General features: G+C 69.3%; 14 protein-coding genes and 1 pseudogene. 11 read left to right on the top strand and 4 right to left on the bottom strand.

Annotation, left to right across the window (positions count from 1 at the left end; all coding sequences use genetic code 11):
• Positions 1 to 48 precede the first annotated feature (48 nt).
• The 4 genes and pseudogenes from ku (at position 49) to AC4GY7_RS03825 (ending at position 7,001) form a co-directional block, all read left to right on the top strand.
• Entirely contained in the window at positions 49 to 915 is an 867-nt protein-coding gene (ku, locus tag AC4GY7_RS03840; protein WP_491112096.1) for a non-homologous end joining protein Ku, read from the top strand.
• Positions 908 to 3,335 (top strand): annotated as a pseudogene (gene ligD / locus AC4GY7_RS03835) (DNA ligase D). The gene ku and the pseudogene ligD overlap by 8 nt, the downstream one beginning before the upstream one ends.
• 313 nt (positions 3,336 to 3,648) lie before the next feature.
• The gene (locus AC4GY7_RS03830; protein ID WP_491112794.1) at positions 3,649 to 6,123 is read left to right on the top strand and encodes a circularly permuted type 2 ATP-grasp protein; all 2,475 of its coding nucleotides are present in this window, start codon (positions 3,649 to 3,651) and stop codon (positions 6,121 to 6,123) included.
• Positions 6,123 to 7,001 carry a transglutaminase family protein gene (locus AC4GY7_RS03825; RefSeq protein WP_491112095.1) on the top strand — a complete coding sequence of 293 codons (879 nt, stop codon included), beginning with the start codon at positions 6,123 to 6,125 and terminating at the stop codon, positions 6,999 to 7,001. The genes AC4GY7_RS03830 and AC4GY7_RS03825 overlap by 1 nt, the downstream gene beginning before the upstream one ends.
• A 145-nt stretch (positions 7,002 to 7,146) precedes the next feature.
• On the opposite strand, the gene AC4GY7_RS03820 is transcribed toward AC4GY7_RS03825, so the two are convergent.
• Positions 7,147 to 7,404 carry a hypothetical protein gene (locus AC4GY7_RS03820; RefSeq protein ID WP_491112094.1) on the bottom strand — a complete coding sequence of 86 codons (258 nt, stop codon included), beginning with the start codon at positions 7,402 to 7,404 and terminating at the stop codon, positions 7,147 to 7,149.
• A gap of 95 nt (positions 7,405 to 7,499) precedes the next feature.
• On the opposite strand from AC4GY7_RS03820, the gene AC4GY7_RS03815 reads away from it, so the two are divergent.
• The 7 genes from AC4GY7_RS03815 (at position 7,500) to AC4GY7_RS03785 (ending at position 12,281) form a co-directional block, all read left to right on the top strand.
• Positions 7,500 to 8,444, top strand: a complete 945-nt coding sequence (locus AC4GY7_RS03815; protein WP_491112093.1) for a DnaJ C-terminal domain-containing protein — start codon at positions 7,500 to 7,502, stop codon at positions 8,442 to 8,444.
• Positions 8,445 to 8,451: 7 nt separating this feature from the next.
• Positions 8,452 to 9,402, top strand: coding sequence for a YihY/virulence factor BrkB family protein (locus tag AC4GY7_RS03810; protein ID WP_491112092.1), 951 nt, complete (start codon positions 8,452 to 8,454; stop codon positions 9,400 to 9,402).
• Entirely contained in the window at positions 9,399 to 10,202 is an 804-nt protein-coding gene (gene fabI / locus AC4GY7_RS03805) for an enoyl-ACP reductase FabI (protein ID WP_491112091.1), read from the top strand. Before AC4GY7_RS03810 ends, fabI begins: the two co-directional genes overlap by 4 nt.
• On the top strand, positions 10,203 to 10,394 hold the full coding sequence (locus tag AC4GY7_RS03800; RefSeq protein WP_491112090.1) for a DUF4160 domain-containing protein: 192 nt from the start codon (positions 10,203 to 10,205) through the stop codon (positions 10,392 to 10,394).
• Between the two features lie 33 nt (positions 10,395 to 10,427).
• Entirely contained in the window at positions 10,428 to 10,682 is a 255-nt protein-coding gene (locus AC4GY7_RS03795; RefSeq protein ID WP_443585275.1) for a DUF2442 domain-containing protein, read from the top strand.
• Positions 10,679 to 11,749 carry a chorismate synthase gene (aroC, locus tag AC4GY7_RS03790; RefSeq protein ID WP_491112089.1) on the top strand — a complete coding sequence of 357 codons (1,071 nt, stop codon included), beginning with the start codon at positions 10,679 to 10,681 and terminating at the stop codon, positions 11,747 to 11,749. Before AC4GY7_RS03795 ends, aroC begins: the two co-directional genes overlap by 4 nt.
• Before the next feature lie 67 nt (positions 11,750 to 11,816).
• Positions 11,817 to 12,281, top strand: coding sequence for a hypothetical protein (locus AC4GY7_RS03785; protein ID WP_443585273.1), 465 nt, complete (start codon positions 11,817 to 11,819; stop codon positions 12,279 to 12,281).
• A 67-nt stretch (positions 12,282 to 12,348) separates the two neighbouring features.
• Here AC4GY7_RS03785 and AC4GY7_RS03780 read toward each other — a convergent pair whose 3' ends face one another.
• The 3 genes from AC4GY7_RS03780 to AC4GY7_RS03770 all read right to left on the bottom strand — a co-directional run bounded on the left by AC4GY7_RS03780 (position 12,349) and on the right by AC4GY7_RS03770 (position 15,194).
• On the bottom strand, positions 12,349 to 13,638 hold the full coding sequence (locus AC4GY7_RS03780) for an adenylosuccinate synthase (protein ID WP_491112088.1): 1,290 nt from the start codon (positions 13,636 to 13,638) through the stop codon (positions 12,349 to 12,351).
• A 270-nt stretch (positions 13,639 to 13,908) separates the two neighbouring features.
• Positions 13,909 to 14,058 carry a hypothetical protein gene (locus tag AC4GY7_RS03775; protein WP_491112087.1) on the bottom strand — a complete coding sequence of 50 codons (150 nt, stop codon included), beginning with the start codon at positions 14,056 to 14,058 and terminating at the stop codon, positions 13,909 to 13,911.
• Between the two features lie 29 nt (positions 14,059 to 14,087).
• Positions 14,088 to 15,194 carry an ATP phosphoribosyltransferase regulatory subunit gene (locus AC4GY7_RS03770; RefSeq protein WP_491112086.1) on the bottom strand — a complete coding sequence of 369 codons (1,107 nt, stop codon included), beginning with the start codon at positions 15,192 to 15,194 and terminating at the stop codon, positions 14,088 to 14,090.
• Positions 15,195 to 15,657 lie beyond the last annotated feature (463 nt).

Raw genomic sequence — 15,657 nt, 5'->3', positions numbered from 1 at the left:
GACTCTTTCTCCCGCGAATTGAATCGCTTCCGCAACGGAAAGACGCTCATGCCCGCACGCGCCTATTGGCAAGGACAGATCCGGCTCGCCCTCGTGTCGATCCCCGTCGAAATCTATTCGGCGACCAAGAGCGGCGCGACCGTCGCGTTCAAGCAGATCCACGAACCGACCGGCAAGCCGATCCATTACGAAAAGGTCGTCACCGGCGTCGGCCCGGTCGACACCGACGAGATCATGAAGGGCTATGAGGTGTCCAAGGGCGAATTCGTGCTGCTGGAGCAGGACGAGATTGACGCGGTGAAACTGGAATCGAAGAAGACGCTGGAGCTGACGCAGTTCGTCGACGCGAGCGAGATCCCGGTGCTGTACTATGAAAAGCCCTATTTCGTCGTCCCCGCCGACGACCTTGCCGAGGAAGCGTTCATCGTGCTGCGCGAGGCGCTGCGGCGGACCAAGAAGGTCGGGCTGGGCCAGCTGGCGATGCGCGGCCGCGAATATGTCGTCAGCCTGAAGCCCTGCGGGCGCGGCATGGTGCTGGAGACGCTGCGCTACGCCGACGAGGTCAACAAGGCGCAGGGCTATTTCCGCGAGATTCCGGATGCCAAGCCCGACGCCGAGCTGCTCGACCTCGCCGAGGCGCTGATCGACAAGAAGACCGCCGCCTTCGACCCGCAGGAATTCCACGACCGCTACGTCGATGCGCTGAAGGACCTCGTCGAGCGCAAGCGCAAGGCGAAGGGGCGCAAGGTGATCGAGGACAAGGACGACGGCAATGCCAAGTCGGGCAGCAACGTCGTCGACCTGATGGCCGCGCTGAAGAAGTCGATGGAGAAATCCGGCGGCGCCGCGACCACGGCGGCGCCCGCCAAGAAGAAGGCCGCACCCCGCAAGGCGCCGGCGAAGAAACGTGCCTGAGGCCGATCCGCTCGCCCGCTACAATGCCAAGCGCGATTTCGGCAAGACCGCGGAGCCCGCCGGCACGCTGGAGCCGGGCCACGGCCCTTCGCCAGGCTCAGGACAGGCGCGCTTCATGGTGCAGAAGCACGACGCGACGCGCCTGCACTGGGATTTCCGGCTGGAGGTGGACGGCGTCCTCAAGAGCTGGGCGGTGACACGCGGCCCCAGCCTCGACCCGGACGAGAAGCGGCTGGCGGTGCGGACGGAGGATCACCCCTTGTCCTATGCGACGTTCGAAGGGACGATCCCCCAGGGCGAATATGGCGGCGGCACGGTGATGCTGTGGGACCGCGGCACCTGGGCGCCGATCGCCGGCAAATCGGCGAGGGATCTGGACAAGGGACACCTCCACTTCACGCTCGATGGCGAGCGGATGAAGGGCGAATGGCTGCTGATCCGCCTGAAACCGCGCGGCAAGGAACGGGCCGAGAACTGGCTGCTGCGCAAGATCGACGATGGCCATGCAGGCGGCACCGACACGCTGACCGAAGAGGCGCTGACCAGCGTCGCGACCGGCCGGACGATGGCGGAGATCGCCGAGGGGAAGCGGGCGAAATCCTCCCCGGCACGGGGAGGACTTGCCCGCGCTCCAGCTCTGCACCCTCGTCGACAGTGTGCCCGCCGGCTCTGGCTGGCTGCACGAGGTCAAATACGACGGCTACCGCGCCCTCGTCGCCGTCGCCGGTGGCGAGGCCAAGGTCTACACCCGCAGCGGCCTCGACTGGACGGACAAGTTCGCCGCGATCGCCGAGGCCGCCGCTGCGCTGCCGGTGGACACGGCGCTGATCGATGGCGAGATCGTCGCCTTCAAGGATGGCCGGCCGGATTTCTCGACGCTGAAGGACGCGATCGGCAATGCCGGCGCGATGACGCTGTTTGCCTTCGACCTGCTGGCGGTCGATGGCGAGGACCTGACCGGCCTGTCCACCGTCGCGCGCAAGGAGCGGCTGCGCGCAGTGATCCCCGGCGGCGAGCGCATCCAGTTCGCGGAACACGTCCTCGGCGCGGGCGAGCAGCTGTTCGAGACGATGTGTCGCGAAGGGCTGGAGGGCGTGGTTTCCAAGCGCGCCGACGCGCCTTATGCCGGCGGCCGGACCCGGGCGTGGCTCAAGACCAAGTGCATCCAGCGGCAGGAATTCGTCATTGTCGGCTGGACGCGGTCGGACAAGAACCGCGGCTTCAAGTCGCTGCTGCTCGGCGTGCGCGAGGGCAAGGGCTATCGCTATGCGGGAAAGGTCGGCACCGGCTTCGACCATGCGACGATGGACGATCTTGCCGAGCGCATGGCGGCACTGGCGGTGGATGCGCCATCGGTCGAGGCCGCCAGCATCAAGCCGTTCAAGGCGGCGCTGCGCGGCGCGCGCTGGGTGCGGCCCGAACTGGTCGCGGAGATCGCCTTTACCGAAGTGACGCCGGACAAGGTGCTGCGCCACCCGAGCTTCATCGGCCTGCGCGGCGACAAGCCGGCCGGGGAGGTCGTGGCGGAAATCCCCGAACCGGCTCCCGAAGCGCCGGCGGTGCACGTCAAGGTCAGCAACCGCGACCGCGTGATCTTTCCCGACAGCACCGTCACCAAGGGCGAGCTGGCGGATTACTACACCGCGGTGGCGCCGATCATGCTGCCCTGGGCCGGGCAGCGGCCGGTCAGCCTGGTGCGCTGCCCGCAAGGCCGGGCGCGCGCCTGCTTCTTCCAGAAGCATGACGCGGGCAGCTTCGGCGAACACGTGCATCATGTCGACGTGCGCGAGAAGGACGGGTCGGTGGAACCCTATCTGTGGGTCGACGATGCCGACGGCCTCGTCGCCTGCGTGCAGATGGGAACGATCGAGTTCCACGGCTGGGGATCGCGGATCGACGCACTCGAACAGCCCGACCGGCTGGTGATCGACCTCGATCCCGACGAAGGGCTGGACTTCGCCGACACCAAACGTGCGGCCGAGCACGTCTCGGCGCAGCTGGCGGAGATCGGCCTTGCCAGCTTCCCGTTGCTGTCGGGCGGCAAGGGCATTCACGTCGTCGTGCCGCTCACGCCGCAGGCCGAATGGCCGGCGGTGAAGGACTTCGCCGACCGCTTCGCCCGCGCGCTGGCGGCGGCGGAGCCGGAGCGGTTCGTCGCGGTGATGACCAAGGCGAAGCGCAAGGGCCGCATCTTCATCGACTATCTGCGCAACCAGCGCGGCAGCACCGCGATCATGCCCTATTCCGCCCGCGCCCGCGCCGGTGCGCCGGTGGCGGCCCCGGTGTCGTGGACCGAACTGCGCGACATCGACACCGCGGCGCGCTGGACCGTGCGGGACGGCGCCGAACTGCTGCAACGCGCCACCTCCCGCGCGTTGGCGGGCTGGGGCGTGGCGGACCAGGTGCTGCCGGATGTGTGACGGAGCGACACGCCGATCATCCCGCACCACAAGCCGCCCTAAATCTTTGTGTGCCGAATCGCTGAAGATTCCTCCCCCGCCAGGGGGAGGTGGCGCCGCGTAGCGGTGACGGAGGGGGAGGTCAGCGGCGAACGTCGTAGTTGCGGAAACGCCCCCTCCACCACGGCCTTCGGCCGCGGTCCCCCTCCCCCGCTAAGGCGAGGGAGGAATGTAGGCGCAATACCACCTCGCCACGCAGGACTTTGGGGTTGCGCCGCACTCCACATGCCGACACGGTGCACGGCGGGTTCAACGGGGTGACGTGCTGACGGTCATGGCGACGCAGGCTGCGCCCCTGTTCGATGCGGATACGCAGGCCCGGCGGTGGATCGCCGATTATTGCGCGCGCGCGACCAGCGGCGACGTGCTGTGCGACGGCGACGATCCCGCCTGGGCGGCGATGCTGGAAGAGCTGGCGACGGTCGCCTCCCACGATCTCGACCATGTCCGCGAGCGCGTCCGCCGGCATGCCGCCGATATCGGCATGGGCTTCCGCATCATCGGCGAGGCGGACGAGCGGCCGTGGCCGGTCTCGCCGGTGCCCCTGCTGATCGGGGCGGGCGAATGGGCGGCGATCAGCCGCGGCGTGGTGCAGCGGGCCGAGCTGATGGAGACGGTGATCGCCGATCTCTACGGCCCCGGCCGCCTCGTCGAACGCGGCATGATCCCCGCCGCGCTGGTGACCGGCAGCCCCTATTTCCTGCGGCCGATGGTCGGGCTGCAGCCGCCGGGCGGGCGCCACCTCCATTTCATCGCCGTCGATCTCGGCCGCGGGCCGACCGGCGAATGGCGCGTGCTCGCCGATCATCTGCGCGCCCCGGCCGGTGCCGGCTATGCGCTGGAGAACCGGCTGGCGATCAATCGCACGCTGCGCGGGCTGCAGGCCCGGCTCAACGTACAGCGGCATGCCCCCTTCTTCGCCGCCTTTCGCGCCGGCATCGCCGCATTGTGCCGGCGGTCGGATCCGCGCATCGGCCTGCTGACCCCCGGCCGGTTCAATCCCAGCTACCCCGAACAGGCGCATCTCGCCCGCTATCTCGGCCTGCTGCTGGTCGAGGGCGCCGATCTCGCCGCGCTGGAGGATACGCTCTACGTCCGCACCATCGGCGGCCTCAAGCGGGTCGATGCGCTGTGGCGGCGGGTCGATCCGCGGCTGCTCGATCCGCTCGCCTTCGATTCGCATTCGCAGATCGGGGTCGCCGGGCTGATCGACGCCTATGCCGCGGGCAATGTCGTGCTCGCCAACGCACCGGGCGCGGGCGTGCTGGAGGCGCCGGCGTTCGGCGCGTTCCTGCCGCAGCTGGCGACGCGGCTGCTCGGCGAAAGCCTGCACCTGCCCAATATCGCCACCTGGTGGTGCGGCCAGCCGGGCGAGCGGCTGCGCGTCGAGGAGGATTTCGACCGGATGCTGATCGGCGCCGCCTTCGGCCCGGTGCCGCTCGGCCTGCCGGGCGGGCGGACGGTGCACGGCGGCGAGCTCGACGCGGGGCAGCGCGATGCGCTGCTCGCCGACATGGCGCGCCGGCCGCAGGATTATGTCGGGCAGGAGATCGTGCGCCTGTCGACCATGCCGGTGGTGATCGGCGATGCGCTGGAACCGCGCCCGTTCACCCTGCGCGTCTTTGCGGCGCGCGATGCGAGCGGCGGCTGGACGGTGCTGCCCGGCGGCTTCGCCCGCATCGGCGAGGCGAGCGATCCGCGGGCGAGCGTGCTCGGTGAGGGCACGTGGTCGGCCGACGTGTGCATCCACGGGGCGGAGGCGGTGGCGCCCGTCTCGCTGCTGCCCGCGCCGGATTCGCATCACGTCCGCCGCAATCCCGGCACGCTGCCGAGCCGGGTCGCCGACAATTTCTACTGGCTCGGCCGCTACCTCGAACGCGGCGAGGCGCTGCTCGCGGCGATTCGCGTGATGCTGGGCAATTCGATCGATGCGGATGGCGGCGCGGCGCTGTCGAGCGCGACGGTCGGCAAGCTCGTCGGCCTGCTCGTCGGCGGCGGGGCGGCGCCGCAACCCGCCTCGCTCCGCCGCAGCGATCTCACCGCCTTCGCCCGCACCGCGATGGAGGATGAAGGCTGGCATTCGATCGCCACGATCAACCGCCTGGCCCGCGGCATCGGCGACGGATCGCGCGACCGGCTGTCGGCGGACATGGTGCGGCTGCTGGAAGCGCCCTTCCCCACGCATCGCGGCATGCTCGACCGGGCGGGCTCGCTCCAGCGCCGCTATGTCGCGATCGCCGGCCTGTCCGCCGAGCATATGGGGCGCACCGCGGCGTGGCGGTTCCACGATCTCGGCCGGCGGGTGGAGCGGGCGATGGCGATGGCGCGCGCGCTGCGCCTGTTCGGCATGCCGGGCGCGACCGCGGACGACCTCTCCACCCTGCTCGACCTCGCCGACAGCCAGATCAGCTATCGCCAGCGCTACCTGACCGGCATCGCGCGGGTGCCGGTGGTCGACCTCGTCGCGCTCGATCCCGACAATCCGCGCAGCCTCGCCTATCAGGCGGAGCGGATCGGCGAGCGGCTGCGCGCCCTGCCCGTGCTGAGCGACGACGGCATGCCGGAGGCGCAGCAGGCGCAGGGCCGCGAATTGTCGGCCGCACTGGCGATGACCACCGCGGCGACCCTGGACGAGGACGTCCTCGGCGATATCGAGCGGCGGCTGGCGCAATTGTCGGAAGCGGTGGCGCGCCGCTATTTCCTGCAGGGCGCCGAGCCGCTGCGCGCGGTCGGGCTGACGCTGGCGTGATGCTGTACGATATCCGCCACATCACCCGGTTCAGCTATGGCGGCAACGTCCGCTTCGCGCGCTGCAACCTGCGCCTCCAGCCGATCGACTGGCCGGGGCAGGAGCTGGAGGATTATGCGCTGACCGTGGAGCCGGTCGGCCGGCTGCGGGCGGCACGCGCGGAAGCCGGGCTCGCCAACGTTACCCGGCTGACCATCGACACGCCGGTGCGCGACCTGACGATCGAGAGCCGGTCGCGGATGCGGGTCGACCGGCTGGTGCCGGTGCCCGACGCCGGCGATCCGACGCTGGGCGAGATCGCCGCGCTCGCCCGCGCCAGCCGCGACCTGTCGGCGGCGGGGCCGGCCAATTACCTGTTCCCCTCGCCGCTGATCCCGCTCGACTATGCGATCGCCGCCTATTGCGCGCCCGACCTCGCGCCCGAACGCGGCAGCCTGGAGGCGGGGATCGCGCTCGCCCGCCGCATCCAGGCCGACTTCGCCTTCGATGCGACCGCGACGCTGGTCGACACGCCGCCGCACGAGGCGTTCCTGAAGCGCAAGGGCGTGTGCCAGGACTTCGCGCAGATCATGATCACCGGCCTGCGCGCCGCCGGCCTGCCCGCGGCCTATGCCAGCGGCTATATCCGCACCATCCCGCCGCCCGGCCAGGCGCGGCTGGTCGGCGCCGACGCCACCCACGCCTGGGTGATGCTATGGTGCGGGCCGGAGCGTGGCTGGATCGGCCTCGATCCGACCAACGGGATCTGGATGGCGGGCGACCATATCGTCATGGCGGTCGGCCGCGACTATACCGAGATCGCGCCGGTCGACGGCGTCGTGCTGGGGTCGCAGGCGCAGGACATGGCGGTCAGCGTGGACGTGGCGCCGCTGGAGTGACGCGAGAGTAGATCCGTCATCCCGGCGAACGCCGGGACCCATGAATGCGCTCGGATGATGGTGCGCGAACCAGCAGCGACACGGGCTCCATGGGTCCCGGCGAACGTCGGGATGACGTGAAGGGCGGCCAGGCTCGCGCCTGCCCCTATTTCGTCACCGCATTCTCATTGCCGACATCCTCGTCCGTATCGCCGTCGCCGGTGCCGGAATAATCCATGCCGCTCTGCCCGCCATGGCCCAGGAAGCCGCCGCCGACGTCGTCCTGCTTGCCCTTGCCGGTGTGCGGATTGGGATAGGCGCCGCCGCTGCTCTCGCTGTCGGACTTGCCCGAGGGATTGCCGACGCCGTCCTTCGCGCCGTTATGATCTTCGCTCATCGCCTGCATCGGTTGCTTGTCGCTCATCTTGGCTCTCCTCGGCCCCTTCAACGAAGCAGCCGGCGATTGCGTTGCGCCGCACACTCCCCCACATACGTCCGTAATACACCAACGGGGAACCAATGGCCGATCCATATCAGACCTTGGGCGTTGCCCGCGGCGCGTCCGAGGCGGACATCAAGAAAGCGTATCGCAAGCTCGCCAAGGAGCTGCATCCCGATCGCAACAAGGACAATCCCAAGGCGTCGGAACGGTTCAGCCAGGTCACGAGCGCCTACGATCTGCTGACCGACAAGGACAAGCGCGCCCGCTTCGACCGGGGCGAGATCGACGGCGACGGCAACCCCGCCTCGCCCTTCGGCTTCGGCGGCGGCGCGCGGCCGGGTGCCGGCGGCCGCGCCGGAGGCCCCGGCGGCGGCTTCAGCAGCGCCGGCTTCGAATTCGGCGGCGGCGATGGCGACATGAGCGACATCTTCGAAGGGCTGTTCGGCGGCGGCCAGGCGCGCGGCGGCGGCTTCGCCAGCGGCTTCGGCCGGCGCCCGCAGCCGAAGGGCGCCAACATCACCTACCGCTTGCAGGTCCCCTTCATCGACGCAGCGACGCTGAGCCCGCAGCGCGTGACGCTGGGCGATGGCAAGACCATCGACCTCAAGCTGCCCGCCGGCGTCGAGACGGGCACGCAGATGAAGCTCACCGGCAAGGGCGAACAGGGCGCGGGCGGTGCCGGCGACGCGATCGTCGCGATCGAGGTGCAGGGCCACCGCTTCTTCACCCGCGACGGCGGCGACGTGCGGCTCGACCTGCCGATCACGCTCGGCGAGGCGGTCGCCGGCGGCCCGGTGCGCGTGCCCACGGTCGACAAGCCGGTGATGCTCACCATCCCCAAGGGCACCACCTCCGGCAAGACGCTGCGCCTCAAGGGCAAGGGCTTCCACAAGAAGGACGGCAGCCGCGGCGACCAGCTGGTGACGTTGCTGATCGACGTGCCGGCCGATGATGCAGCATTGCAACAGTTCGTGGCAAGCTGGAGTGACACGCGGAACCCGAGGGCGGCGATGGGCGTCTGACGCCGGAGTGACCGATACCACTGCCCTCACCCCCGAAGACCGGGCGCACCAGCGCCACGGCGCCCGCCATCGCCTCGCCAAGCTGAAGCCGGGCCCCGCCGTGATCGAGGTCGTGAAACGATCCGCGCTCGGCGTGTTCAACGACGGGTTCATCCACGCCGGCAACCTTGCCTATCTGGCGCTGATGACGGTGTTTCCGTTCTTCATCACGGCGGCGGCGGTGCTGTCGCTGCTCGGTCAGAGCGAGGAGACGCAGCGCGCCGTCACCTCGTTCCTGCACGTGCTGCCGCCCAACGTCGCCGATATCCTGAGGAAGCCGATCGCCGACGTGCTGGTCGCGCGCACGGGCTCGCTGCTCTGGCTGGGCGGCCTCGTCGGGCTGTGGACGGTCGGCAGCTTCGTCGAGACGATCCGCGACATCTTCCACCGCGCCTATGGCGTGAAGGCGAGCGTCCCGTTCTGGCGCTCGCGGCTGTCGTCGTCGGGCGTCATCATCCTGTCGGTCATCATCGCGCTGATGAGCTTCCTGGTGCAGGGCATCCTGACCGCCGCCGAACAGTTCATCTACCGCCTGCTGCCCTTCGCCGAGGGGCTGGCCGGCTGGGTCGGGCTGTCGCGGATCATCCCCGGGCTGGTGATGTACGGTGCGCTGTACCTGCTGTTCTATTCGGTGACGCCGTCCAAATACCGCTACACCGATTGTCCGAAATGGCCGGGCGCGCTGTTCACCGCGGCATGGTGGATCAGCATGACCGCGCTGCTGCCGATCGTGCTGTCGTCGCTCGGCGGCTACGACCTCACCTATGGCAGCCTGGCCGGTGTGGTCGTCATGCTGCTGTTCTTCTACCTCATCGGCCTGGGCCTCGTCTTCGGCGCGCATCTCAACGCGGCTCTAGCCGAACCCCCGGAACCGGCGCTAAAGGAGGCACCGACGATAGCGGAGGCGAAGACGGCGTGACGGGTTTGATGGCGGGCAAGCGGGGTCTCATCATGGGGCTGGCGAACGACAAGTCGCTGGCCTGGGGGATCGCCAGGCAATTGTCCGAACATGGCGCGGAACTCGCCTTCTCCTACCAGGGGGCGGCGATGGAGAAGCGCGTACGCCCGCTCGCCGAGCAACTGGGCGTCGCCCGCCTGTTCGATTGCGACGTCAGCGACATGGCGGCGCTCGATGCGACGTTCGACGCGCTGAAGGCGGAATGGCCGACGATCGACTTCGTCGTCCATGCCATCGGCTTTTCCGACAAGTCGCAGCTGCGCGGCCGCTATTACGACACCACGCTCGACAATTTCCTGATGACGATGAACATTTCCGCCTATTCGCTGGTGGCGGTGGCGAAGCGCGCGCGCGCAATGATGCCGGAGGGCGGATCGATCCTCACCCTCACCTATTACGGCGCCGAAAAGGTCATTCCGCACTACAACGTGATGGGCGTCGCCAAGGCGGCCTTGGAGACGAGCGTCAAATATCTCGCCGTCGATCTCGGGCCGGAGAATATCCGCGTCAACGCGATCTCGGCCGGTCCCATCCAGACGCTGGCGGCGCGCGGCATCGGCGATTTCAACTACATCCTCAAATGGAACGAGCTCAACAGCCCGCTCCGCCGCACCGTGACCATCGAGGACGTCGGCGGTGCCGGCCTCTACATGCTCAGCGACCTGGCGAGCGGCGTCACCGGTGAGATCCACCATGTCGACGCCGGCTACAACGTCATCGGCATGAAGGCGGAGGACGCACCGGATATCGCGCTGGCGTAGGTGCCGGTCGTCTTCCGCGAGCGGGGCTATCGCTTTTATTTCTATTCCGATGAAGGCGACCTTCGCGAGCCGCTGCACATCCATGTGTACAAGGATGGCGCCGACGCCAAGCTTTGGCTTTATCCCGAGGTGGTCTATGAGGAAACCATGGCTTCGATGCCCGTACGCAGCGATGGATTGCCAAGATCGTAGAAACGCGCCGGGACGAGATTGAGGGAGCGTGGCATGACCATTTCGGCACGGGCGCTTAGCGTCACGTTCGATGAGGACCAGATGTGGGTGCGGCTGGAAGATGGGCGGACCATCGGTGTGCCGCTGGCGTGGTTCCCACGCCTTCTGCACGGGTCGATGGCGGCGCGCGAACAGGTGGAGATCAGCCCGAGCGGCTTGCATTGGGACGAACTCGATGAGGATATATCCATCGCCGGCATCCTCGCCGGCCGCGGCGACATGACCCGCGCATCGTCGCGCGCCGCATGAGCCTCAATTCCTTCGGTCACCTGTTCCGCTTCACCACCTGGGGCGAGAGTCATGGTCCGGCGATCGGCGCGGTCGTCGATGGCTGCCCCCCCGGCCTGCCGCTGTCGGAAGCCGATATCCAGCCGTGGCTCGACAAGCGGCGCCCCGGCACGTCGCGCTTCACCACGCAGCGGCGCGAACCCGATCAGGTCCGCATCCTGTCCGGCGTATTCGAGGGGCGCACCACCGGCACGCCGATCAGCCTGATGATCGAGAACGTCGACCAAAGATCGAAGGATTATTCGGAGGTCGCGCTCGCCTACCGCCCCGGCCACGCCGATTACGCCTATGACGCCAAATACGGCTTCCGCGATTACCGGGGCGGCGGGCGATCCTCGGCACGCGAGACGGCGTCGCGGGTCGCGGCGGGCGCGGTCGCGCGTGCGGTGATCCCCCAGGTGCGAATCCGCGGCTGGGTGGAGGCGATCGGTGGCGATGCCATCGACTATGCCGCCTTCGACGATGCGGCGATCGACACCAATCCCTTCTTCTGCCCCGATCCCGCCGCCGCCACGCGCTGGGAGGCCTTGGTAGACGGCGCGCGCAAGGCGGGATCGTCGCTCGGCGCCGTGGTGGCGTGCGAGGCGACGAGCGTTCCGGCCGGCTGGGGCGCGCCGCTCTACGCCAAGCTCGACGCCGAACTGGCGCATGCCTGCATGGGCATCAACGCGGTAAAGGGCGTCGAGATCGGCGACGGCTTCGCCGCGGCGGCGCTGACCGGGGAAGGCAATGCCGATGCGATGCGGCCCGGCAGCGACGGGCCGGATTTCCTCGCCAACCATGCCGGCGGCATCACCGGCGGCATCGCCACCGGCCAGCCGATCCGGCTGCGCGTCGCCTTCAAGCCGACCAGCTCGATCCTGACGCCGGTGCCGACGATCGATCGTTCCGGACAAGCGGCGGAGATCGCCACGAAGGGACGCCACGACCCCTGCGTCGGCATCCGCGGCGTGCCGGTGGTGGAGGCGATGATGGCGCTGGTGCTGGCCGACCAGGCGTTGCTGCATCGCGGCCAGACGGGCCGCTGACGGCGATAACCGGGAACTCTCTCCTGATCGACCCGTTGGGGTCAAGCAATTTCTGCAGGAGAGAACAATGCGTAAGGTCATTCCGATCATGGCAGCGGCCATGCTGATCCCGGCCGCAGCGTTTGCACAGACGACCACCGGCGGCACGTCGGGTTCCACCACGGGTAGCACCATGGGAACGATGGGCGGTCAGACCACCACCTCGCCGACCGACCAGACGACCACGTCGGGCAGCACGACGACGTCCGGCAAGGCGACCAAGCGCGGCCGCCGCGGCAGCTCGACCACGGGTAGCTCGACGACGGGCACCATGGGAGGCACCACGGGCAGCACCACCGGCACGATGGACGGCACCACCGGCACGACGACGGGTACGCCCGACACGATGGGCGGCACCACCGGCACCGGCACGGGCACGACCACCGGAACGATGGGTGGCACCACGGGCACGATGGGCGGCACGTCGACGACGGGCAGCATGGGCGGCACCACCGGCGGTACGACCACCGGCGGCACGACTACCCCGCAATAAGCGCCTCGTCGAAGGACACGAAGAGCCGGGTGGCGATGCCGCCCGGCTTTTTCGTGCCCGGCGCCCGTCAGTCGGCGAAGGGATCGCGGACCAGGATCGTGTCCTCGCGCTCCGGGCTGGTCGAGACCAGCGCGACCGGGCACCGGATCAGCTCCTCGACCCGGCGGATGTATTTGATCGCCTGCGCCGGCAGGTCCGCCCAGCTGCGCGCGCCGGCGGTCGACTGCTGCCAGCCCTCCATCACCTCGTAGATCGGCTCGACGGCGGCCTGATCGGCGGCATGTGCGGGAAAATAGTCGAGCTCCTCGCCGTTGAGGCGATAGCCGGTGCAGATCTTCACCTGGTCGAAGCCGTCCAGCACGTCGATCTTGGTCAGCGCGATGCCGGTGATCCCGCCGACCGCCGCCGACTGGCGCAGCAGCACCGTGTCGATCCAGCCGCAGCGCCGCTTGCGGCCCGTGACGGTGCCGAACTCATGGCCCCGCTGCCCCAGCCGCTCGCCCGTCTCGTCGTCGAGTTCCGTCGGGAACGGCCCCGATCCGACGCGCGTCGTATAGGCCTTGGCGATGCCCAGCACGAAGCCGACCGCCGCCGGCCCCAGCCCCGATCCGCCCGCCGCGGTGCCGGCGATGGTGTTGGACGAGGTGACGAACGGATAGGTGCCGTGATCGACGTCGAGCAGCACGCCCTGCGCGCCTTCGAACAGGATGCGCTTGCCGCGTCCCTTCGCCGCATTGAGGTCGCGCCACACCGGCTTGGCGAACGGCAGCACGAAGCCGGCGATCTCGCGCAGCTCCGCCAGCAGCCCCTCGCGATCGATCGCCGGCGCGCCGAAGCCCGCCCGCAGCGCGTCGTGATGCGCCAGCAGCCGGTCGAGCTGCGGCCCGAGGTCGTCGAGATGGGCAAGATCGCAGACGCGGATCGCGCGGCGGCCGACCTTGTCCTCATATGCCGGGCCGATGCCGCGGCGCGTCGTGCCGATCTTGCCTGCGCCGCTCGCATCCTCGCGCAGGCCGTCGAGGTCGCGGTGCAGCGGCAGGATCAGCGCGCAGGTGTCGGCGATGCGCAGCGTCTCGGGCGACGCCGCCACGCCCTGCCCCGCCAGCCGCTCGATCTCCGCCTTGAGCGCCCAGGGGTCGAGCACCACGCCATTGCCGATCACCGATGGCGTGCCGCGGACGATGCCCGACGGCAGCAGCGACAGCTTGTAGACGTTGTCGCCGACGACGAGCGTGTGGCCGGCGTTATGCCCGCCCTGGAAGCGCACCACCATGTCGGCGCGCTCGGCGAGCCAGTCGACGATCTTGCCCTTGCCCTCGTCGCCCCATTGCGCGCCGATGACTGCTACGTTGGCCATGGATACAGGTCTCCGCCTGCCGGCGTTGATCCCTCGCGCCCTTCGACAGGACTCGGCGCGAGCGATGGTCCTGAAATGCGAGGGCGCGGGTACCGGGGTGCGGGCTGCGGGTCAACCGCCTGGCGGTGGATTGCCAAAACGGACCGGATGCACTATACCATGCCTACCAAACGACATGGCACTGCCATTGGATGAACCCCCGCCATTGCCGTGGCGGGGGTTCTTTCGTTTGGGGAGACGCGTTGCCGCGCGCCTCCCCGCCCGTTGCACCTACTTGTGACGCGACACTTCGACCACCTTCAGGAGAAGGGTGCCGAAGCCGAACAACGCCGCAAGAAACAGGCACACGTCACCAAACGACATGGCTGCCTCCCATCGGAATGGCGGCAGGATCGCCGCCGCCCCAAGCTTAGCGTCCATTTCGGATCGATGTCACACGAAAGTAGCGGCTACATGGCCCGCGCCTCGCCCTCGACGTACAGGTGCGTCGCCAATTGCGCCTCCGGCGTATCGTGCGGCTCCAACGCCGCGACGGTGACCCAGCCTGCTGCGCGCATGGCCGCGCCGGCCTGCGGCGGCGTGCCGAAGGGCAGGAACAGGCGGCGGCGCGCGCCCGCGACCGCATTGGCGGCGATCAGGTCGGCGAACAGCGAAAATCCGGTCGCCGCCTCTTCGCGTCCATCGCCGTGAACGATCGTATAGGTGCCGCCGCGTCCCACCTCGCGCGCGACGCCGCGCGCGAACAGCGAGAAGCCGAGCCACGTCTGATATTCGAACCCGTGCCGCTCGGTAGGGTCGAGCGTCAGCGTCACCCCCTCGCCGATCTCGCCCGCGATCCGGGTGAGGCCGTCCAGCCGGGACGCGAGCGCGCCGCTGGTGTCGAAGACGCGCAGCCGCTCGATCGCGTCTGCGAACGGCCCCGCCGCGGCGATCAACGGCAGATAGGCGGGCGCGATCTCGGCGACGCCGCCGGCATCCTTGGCATCCAGCCGCTCGCGCAGCCGCGCGATGCGATCGGCCGGCACCGGCAGCGGTCCTGTAGCGAGGACGCCGACGAGGTCGGGCAGCGTGAAGTCGATCGATACCCCCGCGACGCCGGCCGCGGCGAGGCCCGCTACCGCCACGCCGACCACCTCCTGCGCCGCGGCGATCGAATCGAGGCCGATCAGTTCCGCCCCCACCTGCCGCCGCTCGCGTCCCGGCTGCAGCGGCGAAGCGCGCAACTGCAGCACCGAACCGGCATAGGACAGGCGCACGGGACGCGGGTGGTGCCCCATCCGCGTCGCCGCGATCCGCGCGACCTGCGCGGTCAGGTCCGGCCGGATCGCCATCGTCGTCTGGCTGACCGGATCGACGAAGCGCACCGCATCGCGCAAGGCGCCTGCCTTCAGCCGCTCGGCAAGTCCGTCGGCGAATTCGGCAAGCGGCGGATCGACCCGTTCGTAGCCGTGGCCGTGCGCCGCCTCCAGCACCCGCCCCTCGACCGCCGCGGCGGCGTCGGCGAAAGGCGGCAGGCGGTCGTGGAATCCTTCGGGAAGCAGGCCGGACGTGGTCATACGGCGGCGGATAGCGTCACCATCCGCGGAGCGCCATAGCCGCGATGCACCGCCGCGCGAACCCGACGTCGCTCCAGAACCAACCGCCATCCAATCCTCCCCCGCCGGGGGAGGTGGCAGGCGCAGCCTGACGGAGGGGGAGGTAAGCGACCACCACAGTTGTGCGCTCGCCCCCTTCCGTCGCCTTCGGCGCCCCCCCCGAAAGGGCAGGGCTATCGCATATGGCGATGATGGCTGCCGACTTCGGGGAAGGGGCATGCCACCCCGGTATTCTTCGTCACCCCGGACTCGTTCCGGGGTCCACCGTGCCGCAAAATCAACAGCGTATGGGTGTGCGGCACGGTGGATGCCGGACCGAGTCCGGCATTGTCTGTTGGAAAGAGTGTAGGGAGGGGACGTTCCGCGATGAGCGGGATGCCCGGGTCGGGTGGCCACCCGACCCGGGCGCGGACAGCGTGACCGT

The organism is Sphingomonas sp. SP5 (genome assembly GCF_058313455.1).
The sequence above is the reverse complement of the archived record's forward strand: the minus strand, read 5'-3'. Positions and strand labels throughout refer to the sequence as shown.

Coding starts and splice junctions, on each gene's coding strand:
- ku (WP_491112096.1), top strand. CDS start 49: ATGCCCGCACGCGCCTATTGGCAAGGACAGATCCGGCTCGCCCTCGTG.
- AC4GY7_RS03830 (WP_491112794.1), top strand. CDS start 3,649: ATGGCGACGCAGGCTGCGCCCCTGTTCGATGCGGATACGCAGGCCCGG.
- AC4GY7_RS03825 (WP_491112095.1), top strand. CDS start 6,123: ATGCTGTACGATATCCGCCACATCACCCGGTTCAGCTATGGCGGCAAC.
- AC4GY7_RS03820 (WP_491112094.1), bottom strand. CDS start 7,404: ATGAGCGACAAGCAACCGATGCAGGCGATGAGCGAAGATCATAACGGC.
- AC4GY7_RS03815 (WP_491112093.1), top strand. CDS start 7,500: ATGGCCGATCCATATCAGACCTTGGGCGTTGCCCGCGGCGCGTCCGAG.
- AC4GY7_RS03795 (WP_443585275.1), top strand. CDS start 10,428: ATGACCATTTCGGCACGGGCGCTTAGCGTCACGTTCGATGAGGACCAG.
- aroC (WP_491112089.1), top strand. CDS start 10,679: ATGAGCCTCAATTCCTTCGGTCACCTGTTCCGCTTCACCACCTGGGGC.
- AC4GY7_RS03785 (WP_443585273.1), top strand. CDS start 11,817: ATGCGTAAGGTCATTCCGATCATGGCAGCGGCCATGCTGATCCCGGCC.
- AC4GY7_RS03780 (WP_491112088.1), bottom strand. CDS start 13,638: ATGGCCAACGTAGCAGTCATCGGCGCGCAATGGGGCGACGAGGGCAAG.
- AC4GY7_RS03775 (WP_491112087.1), bottom strand. CDS start 14,058: ATGGACGCTAAGCTTGGGGCGGCGGCGATCCTGCCGCCATTCCGATGG.
- AC4GY7_RS03770 (WP_491112086.1), bottom strand. CDS start 15,194: ATGACCACGTCCGGCCTGCTTCCCGAAGGATTCCACGACCGCCTGCCG.